Origin of the sequence: Veillonella magna DSM 19857, assembly GCF_000428745.1 — a bacterium.
GTDB lineage: Bacteria > Bacillota > Negativicutes > Veillonellales > Veillonellaceae > Veillonella_A > Veillonella_A magna.
Genome location: NZ_AUAN01000004.1, coordinates 102,748 through 122,590 on the forward strand (window position 1 = coordinate 102,748; position 19,843 = coordinate 122,590).

General features: G+C 44.9%; 21 protein-coding genes. 3 read left to right on the forward strand and 18 right to left on the reverse strand.

Annotation, left to right across the window (positions count from 1 at the left end; all coding sequences use genetic code 11):
* Nucleotides 1–34: 34 nt before the first annotated feature.
* The 6 genes from rpsI to moaC form a co-directional block, all read right to left on the reverse strand.
* The gene (gene rpsI, locus G344_RS0101340) at nt 35–427 is read right to left on the reverse strand and encodes a 30S ribosomal protein S9 (protein WP_028254618.1); all 393 of its coding nucleotides are present in this window, start codon (nt 425–427) and stop codon (nt 35–37) included.
* 23 nt (nt 428–450) lie between these two features.
* Entirely contained in the window at nt 451–891 is a 441-nt protein-coding gene (gene rplM, locus G344_RS0101345; RefSeq protein WP_028254619.1) for a 50S ribosomal protein L13, read from the reverse strand.
* A gap of 166 nt (nt 892–1,057) precedes the next feature.
* Complete coding sequence (gene murB / locus G344_RS0101350) at nt 1,058–1,963, reverse strand: UDP-N-acetylmuramate dehydrogenase (RefSeq protein ID WP_420864493.1); 906 nt, start codon at nt 1,961–1,963, stop codon at nt 1,058–1,060.
* Nucleotides 1,953–2,324, reverse strand: coding sequence for a YlbF/YmcA family competence regulator (locus G344_RS0101355; RefSeq protein ID WP_028254621.1), 372 nt, complete (start codon nt 2,322–2,324; stop codon nt 1,953–1,955). Before G344_RS0101355 ends, murB begins: the two co-directional genes overlap by 11 nt.
* Before the next feature lie 53 nt (nt 2,325–2,377).
* Nucleotides 2,378–2,878, reverse strand: a complete 501-nt coding sequence (gene trmL / locus G344_RS0101360) for a tRNA (uridine(34)/cytosine(34)/5-carboxymethylaminomethyluridine(34)-2'-O)-methyltransferase TrmL (RefSeq protein WP_028254622.1) — start codon at nt 2,876–2,878, stop codon at nt 2,378–2,380.
* 124 nt (nt 2,879–3,002) lie between these two features.
* On the reverse strand, nt 3,003–3,497 hold the full coding sequence (gene moaC, locus G344_RS0101365; RefSeq protein WP_028254623.1) for a cyclic pyranopterin monophosphate synthase MoaC: 495 nt from the start codon (nt 3,495–3,497) through the stop codon (nt 3,003–3,005).
* 112 nt (nt 3,498–3,609) lie between these two features.
* Between moaC and G344_RS0101370 the strand changes: the two genes are divergently transcribed.
* Complete coding sequence (locus tag G344_RS0101370) at nt 3,610–4,281, forward strand: metal-dependent hydrolase (RefSeq protein WP_028254624.1); 672 nt, start codon at nt 3,610–3,612, stop codon at nt 4,279–4,281.
* A gap of 255 nt (nt 4,282–4,536) precedes the next feature.
* On the opposite strand, the gene G344_RS0101375 is transcribed toward G344_RS0101370, so the two are convergent.
* The 12 genes from G344_RS0101375 to G344_RS10415 all read right to left on the reverse strand — a co-directional run bounded on the left by G344_RS0101375 (nt 4,537) and on the right by G344_RS10415 (nt 17,583).
* A complete protein-coding gene (locus G344_RS0101375; RefSeq protein WP_028254625.1) occupies nt 4,537–5,031 on the reverse strand; it encodes a helix-turn-helix domain-containing protein in 495 nt (164 codons plus the stop codon).
* Nucleotides 5,032–5,180: 149 nt separating this feature from the next.
* On the reverse strand, nt 5,181–6,443 hold the full coding sequence (gene purD, locus G344_RS0101380; protein WP_028254626.1) for a phosphoribosylamine--glycine ligase: 1,263 nt from the start codon (nt 6,441–6,443) through the stop codon (nt 5,181–5,183).
* 17 nt (nt 6,444–6,460) lie between these two features.
* A complete protein-coding gene (gene purH / locus G344_RS0101385; protein ID WP_028254627.1) occupies nt 6,461–8,014 on the reverse strand; it encodes a bifunctional phosphoribosylaminoimidazolecarboxamide formyltransferase/IMP cyclohydrolase in 1,554 nt (517 codons plus the stop codon).
* Nucleotides 8,015–8,083: 69 nt separating this feature from the next.
* The gene (gene purN / locus G344_RS0101390; RefSeq protein ID WP_028254628.1) at nt 8,084–8,701 is read right to left on the reverse strand and encodes a phosphoribosylglycinamide formyltransferase; all 618 of its coding nucleotides are present in this window, start codon (nt 8,699–8,701) and stop codon (nt 8,084–8,086) included.
* Complete coding sequence (gene purM / locus G344_RS0101395) at nt 8,685–9,749, reverse strand: phosphoribosylformylglycinamidine cyclo-ligase (RefSeq protein ID WP_028254629.1); 1,065 nt, start codon at nt 9,747–9,749, stop codon at nt 8,685–8,687. The genes purN and purM overlap by 17 nt, the downstream gene beginning before the upstream one ends.
* On the reverse strand, nt 9,733–11,157 hold the full coding sequence (gene purF, locus G344_RS0101400; RefSeq protein ID WP_028254630.1) for an amidophosphoribosyltransferase: 1,425 nt from the start codon (nt 11,155–11,157) through the stop codon (nt 9,733–9,735). Before purF ends, purM begins: the two co-directional genes overlap by 17 nt.
* 12 nt (nt 11,158–11,169) lie before the next feature.
* On the reverse strand, nt 11,170–11,874 hold the full coding sequence (gene purC, locus G344_RS0101405) for a phosphoribosylaminoimidazolesuccinocarboxamide synthase (RefSeq protein ID WP_038154682.1): 705 nt from the start codon (nt 11,872–11,874) through the stop codon (nt 11,170–11,172).
* Between the two features lie 122 nt (nt 11,875–11,996).
* On the reverse strand, nt 11,997–12,488 hold the full coding sequence (gene purE, locus G344_RS0101410; RefSeq protein WP_028254632.1) for a 5-(carboxyamino)imidazole ribonucleotide mutase: 492 nt from the start codon (nt 12,486–12,488) through the stop codon (nt 11,997–11,999).
* 186 nt (nt 12,489–12,674) lie between these two features.
* Nucleotides 12,675–13,193 carry a hypothetical protein gene (locus tag G344_RS10410; protein ID WP_051245643.1) on the reverse strand — a complete coding sequence of 173 codons (519 nt, stop codon included), beginning with the start codon at nt 13,191–13,193 and terminating at the stop codon, nt 12,675–12,677.
* A gap of 251 nt (nt 13,194–13,444) precedes the next feature.
* Nucleotides 13,445–14,587, reverse strand: coding sequence for a glycerate kinase (locus tag G344_RS0101420; protein ID WP_028254633.1), 1,143 nt, complete (start codon nt 14,585–14,587; stop codon nt 13,445–13,447).
* 589 nt (nt 14,588–15,176) lie between these two features.
* Nucleotides 15,177–16,568: an MFS transporter gene (locus tag G344_RS0101425; RefSeq protein WP_028254634.1), complete on the reverse strand. Its 1,392-nt coding sequence runs from the start codon at nt 16,566–16,568 to the stop codon at nt 15,177–15,179.
* A gap of 688 nt (nt 16,569–17,256) precedes the next feature.
* Nucleotides 17,257–17,583, reverse strand: a complete 327-nt coding sequence (locus G344_RS10415) for a hypothetical protein (protein ID WP_051245645.1) — start codon at nt 17,581–17,583, stop codon at nt 17,257–17,259.
* 549 nt (nt 17,584–18,132) lie between these two features.
* On the opposite strand from G344_RS10415, the gene G344_RS0101435 reads away from it, so the two are divergent.
* Nucleotides 18,133–19,347 (forward strand): ATP-binding protein, encoded by a 1,215-nt coding sequence (locus tag G344_RS0101435; protein WP_028254635.1) that lies wholly within the window; start codon nt 18,133–18,135, stop codon nt 19,345–19,347.
* Nucleotides 19,348–19,584: 237 nt separating this feature from the next.
* Nucleotides 19,585–19,782: a hypothetical protein gene (locus tag G344_RS0101440; protein ID WP_028254636.1), complete on the forward strand. Its 198-nt coding sequence runs from the start codon at nt 19,585–19,587 to the stop codon at nt 19,780–19,782.
* Nucleotides 19,783–19,843: the final 61 nt, after the last annotated feature.

Sequence of the window (19,843 nt, forward strand, 5' to 3'; positions counted from 1 at the left end):
GTAACAGCTACTGGGTATGTATTCTTGCGTTCTATTAACGTTTGGAGAACTGAGAAGCTTTACGGGCTTTCTTAAGACCGTATTTCTTACGTTCTTTCATACGCGGATCACGAGTCAAGAAACCAGCTTTTTTAAGGGACTGACGAAGTTCTTCGTCAACACCGAGCAATGCACGGGAAATACCGTGACGAATTGCACCGGCCTGACCGGACGGACCGCCGCCGGCAACGTCAGCGATTACATCGTACTGTTCAACCGTACCAGTCAATGCCAACGGCTGTTTTACGATCAATTCAAGAGTCTGACGACCGAAATATTCATTAAGCTCACGCTTATTTACTGTAATTTTACCTGTGCCCGGTACCAGACGAACTCTGGCAACGGAAGATTTTCTACGACCTGTACCGTAGTACTGAGCTACTGCCATGTATATGTTCCTCCTCCCGGTGATTACCGAATATCAATTTCCAATACTTCAGGTTTCTGAGCTGCATGCGGATGTTCTGCACCTGCATATACATTCAGTTTGCGATACATCTGAGCACCCAATTTATTTTTCGGAAGCATACCGCGAACTGCCATTTCAACAACGCGTTCCGGATGCTTAGCCAACATACTGCCGGCCGTTACGAAAGTGGAGCCACCCGGATAACCGGAATGACGGAAATACGTTTTCTGCAATAATTTCTTACCGGTGAAACGAACTTTTTCCGCGTTGATTACGATAACGTGATCGCCGGTGTCAACGTGCGGTGTAAAGGTCGGTTTATGTTTGCCCCGAAGAACTTTAGCTACTTCGGCAGCAAGGCGTCCTAAAGTTTTACCTTCAGCGTCAACAACATACCATTTCCGTTCTACAGTGTTCGGATTGGCCATATATGTGGTTTTCATGCTGCAAATTCCTCCTAATAACGACTAATCTACCAAAAGCATATTGTTTCTCTTTCCGGGGCTAATGGAAGCAGACACATATGCTTACCGAAATATTATATAATCCCGACATACCCATGTCAAGTAATAATCGTCATTTTCTTCATAACCGATTACTATTCAACTCTTATTCATCCTCACCAATGAGCCGTACCTCTGTTTCCAAGTCTACACCATGCGCCTCTTTTACGCGTCGCTGCACTTCATGAATAACAGCCAGTACATCCTTGGCCTTAGCCGTCCCTACATTCACCACGAAACCGGCATGCTTCTGCGATACCATCGCATCGCCTACCGCCAGTCCTTTCAATCCGGTCTGTTCAATAAGCGTACCCGCAAAATAACCGGGCGGACGTTTAAATGTCGATCCTGCGCTGGCATGCTCTAACGGCTGCTTGGACTCACGCCGTTCCGTTAAATCATCCATGACTGCCTTGATTACCTTAGCATCACCGGGGACTAATGTCATTTCTACTTCAGCCACTACTTCGTGATTATCTTGGAACAAGCTGTGCCGATACGCAAAGCGGCACTCTTCGCCACTGTACGTATGAAATTCACCGTTCCTATCGATAGCAGTTACCTTCGTTACGACCTGACTCATTTCACCATCATACGCACCAGCGTTCATAAACACGGCTCCGCCCAAGCTTCCGGGAATACCGATAGCAAATTCCATACCCGACAGCCCTTCCTGCCATGCATATTCCGAGGCTTCTTTTAACATAAAGCCCGCTCCCATCACCAGTGTTGTCTCATCTCGACGCTTCACATGGCGCAGTTGACAAAGGGACAGCACTACACCGCGAATGCCACCGTCGCGTACCAATACATTGGAGCCGCTGCCCAATACAGTAAGCGGCGCCTTATATTCGCTGATTAACTGCATAACACGGCTTAATTTTTCCGGTGAATTAGGTTCCACAAAAATATCTGCTGGTCCTCCAATTTTAAAGGTAGTGTGTGCCGACAAGGGCTCACCGATCATAAGCTCACTTTGCGTCAGCACCTCTTGTAATTTTTTAGTTAGCATGATCATTGCCCGGTTTCACATTTTCAAGAATCTTCATAGCTTCCGTAATCGGTTCGCTGATGATACGATATATATCGTTAGCTACCTGGCTCCAACGCATATGTGCCTGCAAATAGTTCTGTGCATTGCTGTTGGCCTGAATCATGGGCATTAATTCTTCCTGCTTTTTCATCAATTCCGCTTCTTCCGGAGCCTGCGCCATCTTAGCATATTCCCACTGCATCTGCTGAAGCAAAAATGTTTCTACCAGCCCTTTAGCCGTAGCATCGCTTTCCACGGCGGCCTGTGCCTCCATCAATGCCTTAAATTCCTCGCTTTCACGCATTGCTTTCTGTAATTCATGTGCCTTATCGTAATTCATTTCTTTCCTCCTAGTTATGTAGGGTCATACCCAATGTATTTCGCCCGTAATTCCTACGCTTTCGTTTCCGGAAAATACGGTACACCGCGTCCGATTTCCTTAAGATCCGGAAAATCCAATTGCCGCATCGCCTCATAGGCGATAATGGCCACTGAGTTTGATAAATTCAGCGATCGTGCTTCTTCAACCATGGGGATTCGGATGCAACTTTCACGATGCTGTGCCAGCAATTCCTCCGGCAATCCTTTCGTTTCTTTGCCGAAAACCAGCATATCCCCAATTTGATATTCTACATCCGCATACGTATGCTCTGCCTTTGTCGTAGCATAGAAATAGCGTCTGTCCGGATATTTATCGTACACTTCCTGTAAATTTTCATGTACCTGTACATCTACCAAATGCCAATAGTCAAGGCCGGCTCTTTTTAAATACTTACTGTCCAAAGAAAAGCCTAAGGGCTTTACCAAATGCAGCGTCATATGATTCGCTGCACATAGCCTTGCAATATTACCTGTGTTACCCGGAATTTCCGGTTCTACTAATACGATTTCCATATGTCATCCTTCTTTGTTCTTGTATGATATATTACGATTGCATATCATCTTTTTTATTTTACCGAAATCACTTTATTTCATCAAGAGTTATCTATTCAGTGTTTGATTCATCAAATTTGTATTTCTAATCAACGTCTTCTACCGAAGTAGCTCTTACAAAATGACCGCTTTTACCGCCATCCTTTTCCACTAAATATACCGGACCGATAACCATACCTTTATCAATGGCTTTACACATATCATACACTGTAAGCAGTCCTACCTGCACCGCCGTCAAGGCTTCCATCTCCACGCCGGTACGTCCCTTTGTCTTAACCGTAGCCCTCACACATACGGCGCGACGCACCGCATCAAGCGTACAGTGAACATCTACCTTTGTCAATGCTAACGGGTGGCATAACGGGATAAGCCGACTTGTTTCCTTCGCCCCCATAATTGCAGCCAACTGCGCTACCGCCAGCACATCCCCCTTCTTCATAGTCCCCTCTTCAATGCGCGTGTATATATCTTCGTTCACCGCAATAAAACCTTCTGCCACCGCAGTGCGTTCCGTAACTTTCTTATCGCCAACATCTACCATTCGTGCATTGCCGTCGGCATCAAAATGTGTCAATTCCATGTGTCTCTCCTGAATCCGTTAATTTACTACCTGAATGCTTTAAATGCCTGTATATATATGATAGAATAAGGTCATAAATATAGCAACATATCTTTTAAAGGGGGTTGTACTGATGAAAACGACGCTTACCTACTATGGTCATGCTACTTTTATGCTTACTCACGGTGATGTCTCAATGGTATTCGATCCGTTCTTTACGGGCAATACATGGGACAAAGCCAAACCGGAAGACATTACATGTCAATATATTTTTGTCAGCCATGGCCACGGTGATCACTACGGCGATGCGGAAGAAATCGGCAAAGCTAATGACGCGCTACTCATTTCCACCGCGGAAATTGCCAACAAAGCGGCCGAAGCCGGACTTCGCACTCACGCAATGCACTTAGGCGGCAAATACGATTTTGAGTTTGGTTCCGTACGCATTGTTCCCGCTTTCCACGGAGCCGGTATTCCCGGTGGTCATGCTTGCGGATGTATCGTTGACTTCTACGGTACAACTCTATACTTTGCCGGCGATACCGCACTTTTCAGTGATATGAAATTATTAAATCGCTTTGGCGATATCGATTATGCCCTGTTGCCGATTGGCGATAATTTTACAATGGGCGTAGAAGATGCCCTATTAGCAGCATCCTATATTAAGGCACGCATTACAATTCCTATTCACTATAAAACATGGCCTGTTATCGACAAAGAACCGGCTACCTATGTTGCTTTGTTAGAAGCTAAATACAAACAAGCCGGACTCGTAGTCGATCCCGGTTCCACCATTACGCTGTAACATTGACGCTTACGGCAACACATGCTAAACACAATCTAATATTAATCTAAAGGTAATACAAAAAGCTGTAACGAAATGAGTACCGCGAACTGACCTTTCACGATTAGACGATAGTCTAATGCATAGCCATCAGTTTGTAGCTTCATTTTCATTACAGCTTTTTCATTTATTTTGTTACAGTTTTTTTGGATTTGTTTTATAATTCGCTATGCCATTTCATGGTTACTATACCTGCATGACTATGCGTGGCATGAATTACTTTTGTAATTTGTTTGTTTGTGCTGTCAAACTGCCTGCAGCGGCCGACTTGCCCTCCTTTGACTGTCCGTTCTTTCCATGGATTCCCTTGGCTGTCCCATTTGCGGGAATAACACGACCGCTTTCATCACCGCGCGGCACTGTTTCCACCGGCTCCAGCTGTTCAAAGAATGTCGCTATATGACGGCGCAACGCCTGTCGCTGCGAGTCCTTTAGGCGATACCGCTTGCCGTTAAAGGCAATATCATTATTGCGTAACACCGCCCACAAGTCATAAAGCGGATTCTTACCTATGTCCTTGATACCGTATAGTTCGTCTAATGATACATCATAATACAAAGCTAATCGCTTCAGCGTTTCGATATCCGGTTCACGATAACCTGTTTCATAATTGGAAAGAGCCGCATTACTGATTCCCACATTCGTAGCGACTTCCATCTGACTTTGCCCCATGCGCTTACGCGCCTTTCTCAGTTTATCATACAGTGACATATTACTACCCTATACCCTTCCTGCCGTTTTCCTGACTTTCATGGTGCGGCGATAGTTATCACTTATTAGTATACACCGAAACCGAGAAAATATATAGTACGGCCTTTTGTCATCGCCGCATGCTTTGGGCGCTATCATCCGATTCAGGTTTATTTAAATGCCTTTTGACCGATATCGCGGCGGAACTGACAGCCATCGAAGCTAACAGCCTCGACCCGATTATACGCACGATCCAAGGCATGGCGTAAATCGTTACCCAACCCCACAATGCCTAGCACTCGACCACCGGCCGTCACGTAGTGGTCACCTTGCTTTGCTGTGCCCGAATGGAAAAGCATCACTGTATCTTGCTCCGTCAAATCGCCTTCGATAACATCCCCTTTGTGCGAGCTTTCCGGATAGCCTGCCGACGCCAACATAACGCAAGCTGCACTTCCCGATTTCCAGCTTACCATTTCATCTGTTAATGTCCCTTCCGTACAAGCCATCATCACTTCGCCTAAGTCACCATCAAAAAGAGGCATGATGACCTGTGTTTCCGGATCACCGAAGCGTACGTTGAACTCCACTACCTTAGGGCCTTCTTTCGTAATCATAAGGCCTGCATACAAACAGCCTACATAAGGCATACCCTCTGCCTTCATCGCTTGCACCATAGGTAATAAAATTTTTTGAACCGCTTCCTCACGAAGCGCCTGTGTCAATACCGGAGCCGGCGCATAGGTTCCCATGCCACCTGTATTCGGTCCCTTATCGCCATCATAAATACGCTTATGGTCTTGCACGGCAATCATAGGCACCACATGTGTACCATCGACGAACGCCAAAAGCGATGCTTCTTCACCGGACATAAACTCTTCGATGACAACAGTGCCACCGGCCGCTCCAAAACGATGGGCCGTCAACATATCCTCTACCGCCGCATACGCTTCCTCCTTGGTCTGTGCCACTACAACACCTTTACCGGCTGCCAAGCCATCCGCTTTAACGACAATCGGTGCACCGACTTCATCAATAAATTTCTTTGCCGCTGTTACATCGGTAAAGGTATCATACGCTGCTGTGGGAATATTATATTTTTTCATAATTTCCTTGGCAAACACCTTGGACCCTTCCAGCTGTGCCGCCGCTTTTGACGGTCCAAACACGGCAAAGCCATTGTCCTTCAACACATCGCTTACACCGAGGACCAACGGCTCTTCCGGACCGACCACAACCAGATCCACTTTATTGGCACCCAGTACGGCTGTCACAGCATCCGCATCATGCCAATCCACATCGAGGCAGGTAGCGACTTCCGCAATCGCTGCGCTACCGGGCAACGCCAATACTTCTTCTACCGACGGGCTCTTAGACAGTCGCCAAGCCAATGCATGCTCGCGACCGCCACTACCGATTACACAAACCTTCATGACAGTCTCCTTATCTATTAATGTTTAAAATGACGCACATGAGTGAAGACCATAGCAATGCCTGCTTCATCGGCTTTCTTAATGGATTCTTCATCACGAATAGATCCGCCTGGCTGGATGACTGCGGTGATACCATGTTTTGCTGCTTCCTCTACGGTATCGCCGAAGGGGAAGAACGCATCCGATGCCATAACTGCCCCTTTTGCTTTCTCGCCGGCTTCTTCCAAAGCGATCTTTGCCGAGCCTACACGATTCATCTGTCCCGCACCGACACCCAGCGTGCTATGTTCATCGGTAACGACAATGGCATTGGATTTTACATGTTTCACCAATCTCCATGCCAATCCCAATGCGCGCCACTGTGCTTCAGTAGGCTGCACCTTGGTTACCACCGTATAACCGGCCTTGGCTGCCGATGCCGCATCACTTACTACCGGTTCACGTCCGTCTTCTGTCTGTACCAACAATCCACCGGACACTTTTTTCACAACGACACCTTCCTCTTCCGGTTGCTGCAATTCAACGAGTCGAATATTTTTCTTCACCGTCAGTACGTCCAAGGCTTCTGCCGTAAAATGCGGTGCCATAATTACTTCCAGAAAAATGGATGCCAACTGCTCGGCTACTTCCTTAGTCACTTCGCGATTCAATGCCACAATGCCGCCGAATGCCGAAACGGGATCCGCCTCATACGCACGCGTATACGCTTCTAGCAAGGTATCGCCGACGGCTGCCCCGCACGGATTGGTATGCTTAACAATAATGGCCGCCGGTTCCGTAAATTCTCCTACCATCTGCCAAGCTGCTTCCATATCCACCAAATTATTATAGGACAACTCTTTGCCATGAAGCACCTTCATAGCACCTAAGCCTTCCTTTTCGCCGATAGTGGTATAGAACGCTGCTTTTTGATGCGGATTTTCACCGTAACGCAAATCAGCTGCTTTCTCATAGGCCGCCAAATAGGTGTCCGGTAACGGCATATCGCCTACCTGTTCACCTAAATAATTAGCAATGGCCACATCATACGCTGCCGTATGCGCAAAAGCTTCGCGAGCCAGGGCAAAACGATATTCGCGAGTAAGCTCACCCTTTTCGCGGAGCATTCGCAATACTTCATCATAATGCTTCGGATTGACAATAATACCGACAAAGGCATTATTCTTAGCTGCCGAACGGACCATAGTCGGACCGCCGATATCTATATTTTCAATAGCATCGGCCAAGGTTACATCCGGTTTAGCGATCGTTTCGCGGAACGGATACAAATTAACAACGACCAAGTCGATAGGCTGGATTCCATGTTCAGCCATAGCCTTTTTATGTTCTTCATTATCGCGAATTCCTAAAATTCCGCCATGTACAATAGGATGCAAGGTCTTTACGCGACCATCCAGCATTTCGGGAAATCCGGTCAATGACTCTACGGCCTTAGCCGGTACGCCGGCATTTGATAGCGCCTTTAAGGTGCCGCCGGTAGAATAAATAGTCACTCCCAGCTCAACCAACCCTTTAGCAAACTCCACAACACCCGTCTTATCGGATACGCTGATAAGCGCGTTTTTAATCATAATGTCCTCCTTGCTCTTACGTGAGTAAAAAGGGACAGCCACATCGGCTGCCCCTTTATGTTCTATCTATCAGGGCTTCACATGCACAATGCGATTTATGATTTCCAATTTATCATCACAAAGTAATGCCAATGCCCGTTTATACGTTGTATGTTCATACGGCAGAATCCGTGCTGCCAAGCTATCCTCCGTATCGTCAGCCATTACGGGCACTGCTGTTTGCATAATAATCGGCCCGGAATCCATACCGTAATCCACAAAATGAACGGTACAACCGCTAACCTTTACCCCGGCCTCTACCGCTTGACGCTGCGCGTGTAACCCCGGAAAGGACGGCAATAACGCCGGATGAATATTTACAATTTTATTAGGATATGCATTGATAAAAGTCGGTCCTAACAAGCGCATAAAACCGGCCAATACTACAACATCCGGTGTATACGGAGCAATAGCATCTAATAAAGCTTGTTCAAAATCCTCTTTGCTGCCGTACGCCTTGCGCTCTACCGCTACCGAAGGCACACCCCAAGCCTGCGCCTTCGTCAAAACAGCCGCCGTCGAATAATCACTGACAACTACGACGACTTCACCATTCACATCACCGGCTTGCATTGCCTGATACAAGGCTTCTGCATTAGAACCGCGACCGCTGGCAAAAATGGCAATTCGTTTACGCACTGAATTCACTGCCTTTCATCACAACCGGCACCCCTTGATCCTCAGTAATTTCGCCGATAGTATATACCGCTTCGCCCCGACCTTTTAAGTTCGCAATCACAGCATCCGCATCATCCGGTGATACAACCATAATCATGCCGATTCCCATGTTGAATGTGCGATACATTTCCTTCGTATCCACATTGCCCCATTCCTGAAGCTTTGTAAATACCGGCAGCTTCGGCCAAGCATCGGCATTAATCACCGCACTGACACCATCAGGCAACACGCGCGGAATATTATCGTAAAAACCGCCACCCGTCACATGTACCATGCCTTTAAGCAAACGCTTCTTTATAATCGGCAACACTGCCTGCGGATACAATCGCGTAGGCGTCAACAATTCTTCGCCCAGCGTCTTGCCGAATTCCGGCACTTCATCGGCAAGCTTCATATGCATGCGATCAAATACAATGCGACGCACCAAAGAAAATCCGTTGGAGTGAACGCCGCTGGAAGGAAGGCCCAAAATAACATCGCCCGGAGCAATCGACTGCCCCGTCAACAATCGCGATTTATCGACAATGCCTACGGCAAATCCGGCTACGTCATAATCACCGTCTTCATAGAAGCCGGCCATTTCCGCCGTTTCTCCGCCCAGCAAGGCACAGCCGGATTCCTTGCACGCATTAGCCACACCGGCAACGATCGTCGCAACCTGTTCGGGAAGTAATTTACCTACCGCTACGTAATCCAAGAAAAATAACGGCGTTGCTCCTTGCACCAAAATATCGTTAACGCTCATAGCCACGCAATCTTGACCGATGGTATCGTGCTTATCCATCATAATCGCCAAGCGAAGCTTCGTCCCCACACCATCGGTACCGGCTACGAGAAGAGAATTTTTCAAATCCATATCGGCCAGCGAAAACAATCCGCCAAAGCCGCCCAAGTCGCCAACTACACCGGAAGTATATGTTGCCTTTACCGCCGATTTCATCAATTCTACCGCTTTGTTACCTGCATCGATATCTACACCGGCATCGCGATAGGTCAATCCCTTAGTCTTCGAGCACATATTTGCCTCCTTCTTCCTCTTCCTTAGGCACCTCTACGGCATAGTGGCCGTCAAAACACGCAAAGCATAACTCTCTCTCTTCCAGGGCTTCAATGGCCCGGCATAAGCCTTCCCGGCTTAAGTAGTGGAGCTTATCGGCTCCGATATATTCACGAATCTGCTCAACACTATGTGTGGCGGCAATCAATTCCTTACGCACCGACGTATCAATGCCATAGTGACACGGATACTCGATAGCCGGCGAGCTGACACACATATACACTTCCTTGGCACCGGCTTCCTTGAGCATGCGCACGATGATGCCGCTGGTAGTACCGCGTACGATGGAGTCATCTACCAAAACAATCCGCTTGCCGCGCACCACATCAGGAACGGCGTTCAATTTCATGCGCACCGCTAAATCGCGTTCCGACTGATCCGGCTTGATGAATGTACGCCCCATGTATCGGTTTTTAACCAATCCTTCACCGAAAGGAATCCCCGACTCGCGGGAGTATCCCAATGCGGCTGCCGTGCCGGAGTCGGGAATCGACATAACAAGATCCGCATCGTATTTTGTTTCCCGTGCTAACTCGCGTCCCATGTTAATACGTGCCGCATACACATTCTGTCCATCGATATTACTGTCCGACCGCGCAAAATAAATATATTCAAAAATGCACAACGACTGCTGCGGCAGCAACGCTTCCTCTTTAATAAAGCGACTGCGCACCCCGTTCTCATCAATGATGACCATTTCACCCGGCTTAATGTCGCGAACGAAGGTGGCCTTAATCGCATCAAGCGCACAGCTTTCCGAACTGATGACGTATCCGTTGGCCGTCTTTCCCAAACACAACGGACGGAATCCATTCGCATCGCGCACCCCAATAAGCTTTGTATTGGTAGTGATCACCAACGAAAAAGCACCTTCTACACGGTTAACGGCTTCGATGATGCGATCCTCTGTCGACGCTGCCTTGGAACGGGCAATAAGACTGACAATAACTTCGGAATCCATAGTAGTCTGGAAAATCGATCCCTTATCCTCCAGCTCCTTACGAAGTGCATACGCATTCGTCAAGTTTCCGTTATGAGCCACCGCCATATCACCGCATTGGTAATGAATTACCAACGGTTGAATATTGCGCGGATTGTTCGAACCCGTCGTCGAATATCGTACATGACCGCCGGCAATATAACCTTTCAGCGGCGGCAATTCCTTAATTGCTTCGGTCACCAGGCCCATGCCTTTTACCAGTTCTATATGCGTACCATCACTAATAGCAATACCCGCACTTTCCTGCCCGCGATGCTGCAAAGCAAACAGCCCCCAATAGGCATAGCTCATAACCGGTAAGGTAGTATCATAAATACCAAATACACCACATTCTTCATGCCACTTGTCAAACACAGAATCGTATTGCATTATTCTCTCCTATTATGCTCGTTCACCCGTCAAACGGAATAACATTTCTTTGTAGGCATCTTCTACATTGCCCAAGTCACGACGGAAGCGATCCTTATCAAGTTTTTCACCGGTTTCGCTATCCCAGAAACGGCAGGTATCCGGAGAAATTTCATCGCCTAAAAGCACTTCACCGTTATGCACGCCGAATTCCAATTTGAAATCAACCAAGGTAACCTTTTTTTCTGCCAAGAACGCTTTTAAAATATCATTTACCTGCATCGTATATTTGCGAATGGTGTCCAGCTGTTCGCGCGTAGCCCAGCCTAAAGCCAACACTTGATCTTCATTGACAAAGGGATCACCGAGATCATCGTTCTTATAACACAATTCCATAATCGGCTGTTTGCACGGAGTACCTTCTTCAATGCCGAGGCGTTTAGCTAAGGAACCAGCTACAATATTGCGCACAATAACTTCCAACGGAAGAATTTCAAGACGTTTTACCAACTGATCGCGATCGTTTACGCGCTTTACAAAATGATTCGGTACCCCTTTTTCCGTAAGCAAACCGAAGAAGAAAGATGCAATCTTATTGTTCAGCACGCCTTTATCATGAATAGTACCTTTCTTTTCGCCGTTAAAAGCAGTGGCATCATCTTTATAATGAACCAAATATACATCTTTATCTTCTGTTTCAAATACCTGTTTTGCTTTGCCTTCGTACAACATATTCATGGTGATTCGCCTCCGTAAATTACTCGTTAACTTTTCTCTATCCTATCGTCATGCATCGCACTTTACTCTAGCAACGACACGGTGCACGAAAATCAATCAATAATCAAAGTACCTACACTAACCTATTTTGCCAATTCTTCCTGCAGCTTTTTATTCTTTTCAATAACCTTGGCTGCCATATCGGCACGGTACGCTTTATACGCATCTCGCAGCTTGGCATCGGCAGTAGCCGCAATCTGTACGGCTAACAAGGCTGCGTTCTTAGCTCCGTCTACCGCCATCGTAGCTACCGGCATACCGGATGGCATCTGCACAATAGCCAACAAGGCATCCATTCCCTTGAGTGCCGTTGCATTAAGGGGTACCCCAATAACCGGCAAGGTAGTAAATGAAGCAATTACCCCCGGTAAATGAGCGGCTGCTCCGGCACCGGCTACGAAAGCCACCGCACCTTCCGCTTCCAAACGTTCCACAAAGGCCTTTACCTCTGCCGGCGTACGATGTGCCGACGCAATGACCATTTCATAGTCCAAACCAAATTCATCAAGAACGGCTGCTGCCTTTTTCATTACTGCGAGGTCAGAGTCGCTTCCCATGACAATACCGATTTTCATAGCATCCTCCTGATGGAAACAAATCCTGTTTATTTATCTATGTAAATTCTAACAAAGGCTCACTCATAAGTCAACCAAATAAACGAATGCTTTTCTATTTCTTTTTCACAATCGTTCGATACATATCGAACATTCAAGACATAAAAAGCCCTGCCACGGTATTAGACCGTGACAAGGCTTACTCTGTTAGCTCTGTTTTTCAGATTCCACAGACGCATCATCATGCGCATGATGATGCTCGTGAGCAGCAAACGGATTCGGCAATACGTCAATATTCATTACCTGTTTGAGCTCTGCCGTTACGCCGGGCATGTATTTCACAATTTGATTCATCAATACATATAGCAGCTGCGGTTCAAAGGCCGTGTTCGAACTGATATAAATACAATCCAAATACACGCTGTCATCATCTTTTTCCACATAATATTTAAAATTTTTATACACGCTGTTTTCACGATTGATAAAATCAACGATGGCATTATAGTTATCGTCAGTCACCACACCACCGCCGACCAGCACGCGAATCACACTGTAAATTGTTGCATCCAACAATACAAAAATGGGCATATCGCCAATATCGGTTTGAATATAGGAACGATACACTACCGTGCCGTCTTCATCGCCAATATCACGTTTATCAAAGCATGTAATCCGTTCGTCTACTAGAAATTTTTCAAAAGCTTCACTCTTTATATTTTTTGGCATCTGTATATCCTTTCTTCGTCTTGCTTATGCACATAAAGGGTTCTATCATCCTCATTATACTACAATGAAAATTCATTATACCAACCCCTTTTATTATAATTATACAAAAAAGCAGTCCACGAAACCAGTGTCACTATCCTACGTTCAGCTGATTTCATGTACTGCTTTTTATCTTGTCCTCTATTGTAAGTGTTGCGTATTGGATGCATCGCGTATTGTATAATCAAGTCATACTTGTTAAAAGAAGCCGACTACCTCATCCATCCTTTTATAAGTCGACCGATCATACGTCCCGTATTCTGTGTCAACGCATCTACGTTTTTCATGGCTTCATCTAAGGGCATTGGCTCATTTATAATATCTAAAATCAGAGAAATTCCCTTCTCGTAAACCGCTTCCGTATCTAAACTGCGACTACCTACAACGGCCACTACGGGAATGTTTTGCTTCTGTGCCAAGCCCGATACACCGACCGGTGCTTTACCGAACGCTGTTTGGTTATCCATTCGTCCTTCGCCGGTAACCACTAAGTCCGCTTCACCGATTTGTTCTTCCAAACGAATCAATTTCAACACGGCATCAATACCGCTTTGCTTGTGCGCCTTGGTAAAAGCTATCATACCGGCACCCAATCCTCCGGCTGCCCCGGCACCGGGAATATCTTTGACCGACACACCAAGATCGCGTTCGATACACGCCGCATACAATTCCAGATAGCTATCAAGGAGTATCTTCATTTCTTCGTCGGCTCCCTTTTGTCCGCCGAAAATATGAGATGCCCCATGCGGTCCGCATAACGGATTGGTAACATCGCATAAAATAGTAAAGCGTACACCGGCTACGCGAGGATCGATGCCACTACAATCAATTCGCTCCAATTGTGCCAACGAGGTAACTACAGGTTCCAACTCATTGCCGTTCTTATCTAAAAACTTAGCACCCAAAGCGGCAGCCATCCCCATACCACCATCATTGGTGGCACTGCCGCCGATGCCCATATAAATCTCTTTGGCTCCGCGATTAATAGCATCCAAAATCATCTGACCCGTGCCATAGGTCGTCGCCCGCAACGGATTTAATTCATCCTTTTTCACCAAGGTAATGCCTGAAGCAGCCGACATCTCCAGCACCGCAATTGTATCATTATCAATCATACCGTAGCGTGCTTTCACCGGTTGCCCCAACGGGCCCATGACATCTGCTTCATGATACACACCGTGACGCGCATCAACGATGGCTTCTACCGTTCCTTCACCGCCATCGGCTACCGGAACCAATACGCATTCCGCATCAGGAACCACCGCCTGAATACCCTTTGCCACATGCTCTTCTACTGCCAGACTGGATGCACTGCCTTTAAAAGAATCTATGGCCAATACTATTTTTTTACTCATAATAGCCTCCACTACAGATGTTTACTTTCAACTATTGTTATCATATTATATCAAGTCATACTGTAGTGACGTATGGTCCGCATAACATATATACATGATTAACTTCAATATATTTTTGTTGCGAAATAATTCTATGCATATAAAGCATCGCTTGTGTAAGTTAATTGTGCAATTCTCTCGGTTGATGATGAAATAAAAAATCTTAGGCATTACCATTCAGTCTATCGAGTTTCCTGAAGCAGAAAAATCCATAACTATTCGTTGCGACAGTAAAAGCGTTCGTCTAGATGTCTATATAATATAAAGGACTACCTGTTCCACTAATCAGTGAATGTACCTCCTTAACCGAACAAGAAATTCACGACCTCGCCAAAGAACATCATTTACTGTAACCCAAAAGAGGGGCACTCATTTTGATACCTGAGTGCCCCTCTTTTCTCTTTCTAGTGAGGAGAAGGAAGGAGACTATCAGCATAAGAAACGCTCTTCGATAGACCGAGCTTTCGTTGCTGATAGTCTCCTTCTTTTATGTATTCGTTCGCAAGACCTACCCTCTGAGATATAGGGACATCGCTTGTAAAATATTATTTCATATACTAATTCGTTCAACCTTCGTCAACACCAAGGTATAACCAATAACGCCGCATAACGCCACCGCGCCCACATAGGCCAGTGCATAGGCAAAGCTTCCCGTGCCATCAACAATAAACCCGATAACCAGCGGACAGGTAGCACTTCCCAGGTTTGCAAAAAAGTTGAGCAAACCACCGCTGACACCAAGATAACCGGCCGGTGCCAAATCCGACAGCAATGCTCCAGTAACGGTAGAGGCCATGGCTTGACCAAAAAACGCAACGGCCATAAAGGCAATAATCACCGGAATGGAATCCACATAATTGGCTGCTACAATGACCGTCGAAAGCAGGAAGCCTAAAATAATCGGCAGCTTACGCGCCAACGTTTTTGACTTGCCGCTATCCAACATGCTATCTGACCACTTGCCGCCAATCAACGAACCGGCAATAGCCACCAAAAAGGGAAACATCGCGTAAAAACCACTTTTTAGAATCGTCAATCCTTTTTCGGTAACCAAATACGACGGGAACCACGTTAGAAAGAAAAAGAGCGTAGTCATAATCGAGAACTGGCCCAAGAACATCCCGATTAACCGACGATTGGTAATTAATTTTTTTGTCGCCTGCCACTGGGTAAGACGCATTGTCTCATTTACCTCTCCCTTACCGGATATCTTCGTAGACGAAGCAACAGGATTTGAATGAGTATTCACGGAGTCATTGGTATCCGGGCGCACGATCCCGGGACGCTTACCCGTTTCACCGCCCAGCAACGCACCACCGGCTTTCATATATTGCCATTCCGCATCATTTACTTCTGCCGAGTCCCCGGGAGAACGGTACCATTTGTACCATATACCACCAATCACAAAACCGATACCCCCGGTTACAAAGAAAATCATTTCCCATCCGAAGGTAACTAAAATCCAAGCCAGTACCGGCGTTAACACACCCAACGCTACATACTCGGTAGCCGTGTACGCTCCCACCGCCAAGGCTCGCTCCCTATCGGGAAACCATACGGCTACACATTTAATGTTCGACGGCATGATGGGCGATTCGAAAAAACCCAATCCCAAACGTACGGCAATTAAATTCCACAGCTGAGATACTAGCCCCATAGCAAACGTGGCGGCTGACCACCCCACTAGAGCAATGGTCATTAAGATTCTCGGCCCTATTTTATCTAACAGTGCGCCTGCAAACGGCAAGCAAAATGCGTAGGACCAGGCAAAGGCAGAAAACAAAATACCCATCGTTGCCGGAGACAATCCCAATTCCTTTTGCATAACCGGTGCAGCCACTGCTAAATTGCCGCGATCCAAATAATTAATGCCGATGACCAAACATAACAGAAACAGCATAAACCAACGCCGCTTTGTCGGCATTTCCTTAACAGACTTCATACATTCAACCTTCCTCTCTGTATATTGGAATTCTATCGTTGCCAGAGCAAATTCCAACATACTCCTACATGCCTCTCCTGAGGCGCCTACACAATGATGGTTTGTCTGCTACTCTTCTTAGCGAGCAAGAATTATGAGCTGTACAAACTTAGCTTTTATTGTGGCATAAAGAGAGTATGAATGCAAGAGAATCTGCAAAAACTTTTTGTCAGGTGTAAGCAAACCGACCATTGCCAGTAAGTCAATTTCACTTCTTAATTATCCTTGCACAAACAAAATGTATTTTCTTCATACTGTTATTCACTAGTAGCTGCGCTACCTTTCTTTAACTATTTCTTTAGAGATAGTTTTGTTTAGTTTAGTTTAGTTTTGTTTAGTTTAGTTTTGTTTAGGAATGCGCTCGGTCTGTAGCTCGGGGTGTGGTTCGGTGTGTGGTTCGGTTGAACGGTAAATTTTTGCTCCATTTTTTACCATTTATCCGAACTGCAGCTCGCTTATGCGATAAATCTTTGCGCTACTTTTTACCGTTTATCCGAACTGCAGCTCGCCTATACAATAAATTTTTACCTCACTTTTTACCTTAGTGCTTACCTTAGTAGTTACCTTAGTAGTTACCCTGGTAGTTACTATAGTAGTTTCCTTACCGGTTACTGTACCACTTACCTCGCTAGTTAGTGTGACCCTTGCTTTACAAATTATTTTTTCCTATCCAGCTAGTAATGAGATTTTCTTCCTCCATAGAAATCATTTCATACACTGTGGCACGATTGCCCGGTTGCGGTGTGTAACGAATACGACCGGCTTTCTGCAATGTAGCTCGTGCGCGTTTTATAGCGGATGCGGACAGGCCACTACTCATCATCAGCGATGATATAGGAACAGTAAATTTCTTTTTCCAACCGCAAGAGTTGTTATAATGCATCAGCGAATACCACAATAAACGCGCCGACGAAGATACTCCCGGATGGAAATATAACCAAACATTAAATTGATTAACTTCTTTGATATAATTCATGAATCATACCTCCTAAAAAATGATCAGGGAAACTTCTCCCCTTCACTTATTACCATCCGGCAGCGAAGTAAATGTAAACGCCATTTACAAAATTTTTTTATTTTATTGTAATGATCTAAAAGTAGAAGCCTCATGTACAGTTTGCAAGCCACGCCTTGCAAATGAAGAAGCAAGAAAAAGCATCCTATGCGAACTCTTTAAAGCCCGATATAACAAATAAAAAAGACATCTATGTTACGTAATCCTTCATATCGAGAAGCACATATCTTCCATGCCCATTCTTCATAAAAAACGGGAGCATCCATAGCCACATTATGCAAGATATCACTCCCTAAATTACAATACACTTTTCAAAATCAACAGTTATAACTGACATTTTGTAAAATTTCTTCAATTTGATGAGTATAACTTTTCATTTTCTACAATTTATATTGTTTGTCAATTATAAACCTGCTATGATTGACATATACCAAACATAGAACAATTTTCATATTAATTGAGCAGTATAAGCTTAAAATAAACTTACAACTTTTCGCAGGAGGTGCCTTCATGATTAAGAGAACCAATTATTTAGATAAGATTCGTCCCTTCATCAATACTGATGTAATAAAAGTGCTAACAGGAGTGCGCCGTTCCGGTAAGTCCGTTATGTTAGAACTCCTGAAAGAAGAAATTATATCTACCGGGGTTTCTCCTTCTCAATGTATTACACTAAATTTTGAATCATTAAGTAATGCCCATTTATGTCAGGCGGATGTATTATATAAAGAAATAGCTTCACGCATTCAACAGAAATCAGATACATTCTATCTTTTCTTCGATGAAATCCAAGAGGTAACTCATTGGGAAAAGTGCATTAACTCCCTGCGTGTAGACTTTAATTGTGATATCTACATTACCGGATCAAATGCCCATCTTCTCTCAGGTGAATTAGCTACCTATTTGGGTGGTCGTTATGTAGAATTCACTATCTACCCCTTTTCTTTTAGAGAATACCTCGAAAGTAGACACCAACAAACACCTGATTTAACCGAGCCTATAGCTTTTCAAAACTATCTCCTGACCGGCGGTATGCCATTCTTATCACAGCTTTCTTATGATACGACCTCTATCACACAATATCTTCGCGATATATACAACTCTGTTATTCTAAAAGATGTCGTTCAACGCAATAGAATCCGTGATATAGATTTATTAGAGCGTATTATCTCCTATGTCATGGCTAATATCGGACATACCTTCAGTGCTCGTAGTATAGCGAATTATTTAAAAAGCGAACAACGCAAAGTAGCTCCAGAAACGGTCTCAAATTATATCCAAGCTTGCTGTAATGCCTATCTGCTTTATCAAGTAAAGCGTGAAGACATTGTAGGAAAGAAAATACTTTCTATCAATGAAAAATATTATCTTGTTGATCACGGAATTAGAGAAGCGGTATATGGAAAAAATACGCAAGACATTGATCAACTATTAGAAAATATTGTTTACATGGAGTTATTACGTCGAGGTTACTCTATATCCGTAGGAAAAGTTAATAATAAAGAAATTGATTTTATTGCCACTTGTAATAATTCCAAACTATATGTACAGGTTGCCTATTTGCTAGCATCAGAAGAAACAATCTCCCGCGAGTTTGATGTATACAACACAATACAGGATAACTACCCCAAGTATGTCGTCTCCTTGGATGAGTTCGATATGAGCCGAAATGGCATTAAACATAAAAATATCCGTGACTTTTTACTTATGAAGGAATGGAAATAGTATTATTTATGCATTGGAGCCTGGACAATTCCACCATACAGGCATCACTCAGTTTAGCCGAACTATGCTTTCCTATCAGTCATTTTGCTTTCTCACCTGTTAATGATATCGGTATTGATACTCACGAAGACCAGGCATGCGTAGTCCTCTTCTCTATTTTTTAGGAAGAAAGAGCCTCATAATAGCGATGGAGAATTAACTAATATAAAAGTCAATGAAACACAGGAGATGGCCTATATGACCTACGAAACGGAATTACTGGTACGACATAATGATGGCATTCGTGAAGGAATAGCTATTGGACGCAAGGAAGGATTATCTCAGACTACCTTGTCTATGGTAGAAAATAATGTTCCTGCTGAATTGATAAGTAGATATACATCATTGACTATTCAAGAAATCACGGAACTAGCCAAGAAGCATAATTTACTATGAGCTATATAACCTAAAAATATACCAAAATGCGAAGATCAAATGAATGACCTTCGCATTTTTT

Excerpts from the sequence above, each read along its gene's own strand:
- purE (WP_028254632.1), bottom strand. The coding sequence starts at position 12,488 with ATGAAAATCGGTATTGTCATGGGAAGCGACTCTGACCTCGCAGTAATG.
- G344_RS10415 (WP_051245645.1), bottom strand. The coding sequence starts at position 17,583 with ATGAATTATATCAAAGAAGTTAATCAATTTAATGTTTGGTTATATTTC.
- purD (WP_028254626.1), bottom strand. The coding sequence starts at position 6,443 with ATGAAGGTTTGTGTAATCGGTAGTGGCGGTCGCGAGCATGCATTGGCT.
- G344_RS0101440 (WP_028254636.1), top strand. The coding sequence starts at position 19,585 with ATGACCTACGAAACGGAATTACTGGTACGACATAATGATGGCATTCGT.
- murB (WP_420864493.1), bottom strand. The coding sequence starts at position 1,963 with ATGCTAACTAAAAAATTACAAGAGGTGCTGACGCAAAGTGAGCTTATG.
- G344_RS0101370 (WP_028254624.1), top strand. The coding sequence starts at position 3,610 with ATGAAAACGACGCTTACCTACTATGGTCATGCTACTTTTATGCTTACT.
- G344_RS0101355 (WP_028254621.1), bottom strand. The coding sequence starts at position 2,324 with ATGAATTACGATAAGGCACATGAATTACAGAAAGCAATGCGTGAAAGC.
- G344_RS0101420 (WP_028254633.1), bottom strand. The coding sequence starts at position 14,587 with ATGAGTAAAAAAATAGTATTGGCCATAGATTCTTTTAAAGGCAGTGCA.
- G344_RS0101375 (WP_028254625.1), bottom strand. The coding sequence starts at position 5,031 with ATGTCACTGTATGATAAACTGAGAAAGGCGCGTAAGCGCATGGGGCAA.
- G344_RS0101435 (WP_028254635.1), top strand. The coding sequence starts at position 18,133 with ATGATTAAGAGAACCAATTATTTAGATAAGATTCGTCCCTTCATCAAT.
- purM (WP_028254629.1), bottom strand. The coding sequence starts at position 9,749 with ATGTGCTCGAAGACTAAGGGATTGACCTATCGCGATGCCGGTGTAGAT.
- moaC (WP_028254623.1), bottom strand. The coding sequence starts at position 3,497 with ATGGAATTGACACATTTTGATGCCGACGGCAATGCACGAATGGTAGAT.
- rplM (WP_028254619.1), bottom strand. The coding sequence starts at position 891 with ATGAAAACCACATATATGGCCAATCCGAACACTGTAGAACGGAAATGG.
- G344_RS10410 (WP_051245643.1), bottom strand. The coding sequence starts at position 13,193 with ATGCCAAAAAATATAAAGAGTGAAGCTTTTGAAAAATTTCTAGTAGAC.
- rpsI (WP_028254618.1), bottom strand. The coding sequence starts at position 427 with ATGGCAGTAGCTCAGTACTACGGTACAGGTCGTAGAAAATCTTCCGTT.
- purF (WP_028254630.1), bottom strand. The coding sequence starts at position 11,157 with ATGCAATACGATTCTGTGTTTGACAAGTGGCATGAAGAATGTGGTGTA.
- G344_RS0101425 (WP_028254634.1), bottom strand. The coding sequence starts at position 16,568 with ATGAAGTCTGTTAAGGAAATGCCGACAAAGCGGCGTTGGTTTATGCTG.
- purH (WP_028254627.1), bottom strand. The coding sequence starts at position 8,014 with ATGATTAAAAACGCGCTTATCAGCGTATCCGATAAGACGGGTGTTGTG.
- purC (WP_038154682.1), bottom strand. The coding sequence starts at position 11,874 with ATGAATATGTTGTACGAAGGCAAAGCAAAACAGGTATTTGAAACAGAA.
- trmL (WP_028254622.1), bottom strand. The coding sequence starts at position 2,878 with ATGGAAATCGTATTAGTAGAACCGGAAATTCCGGGTAACACAGGTAAT.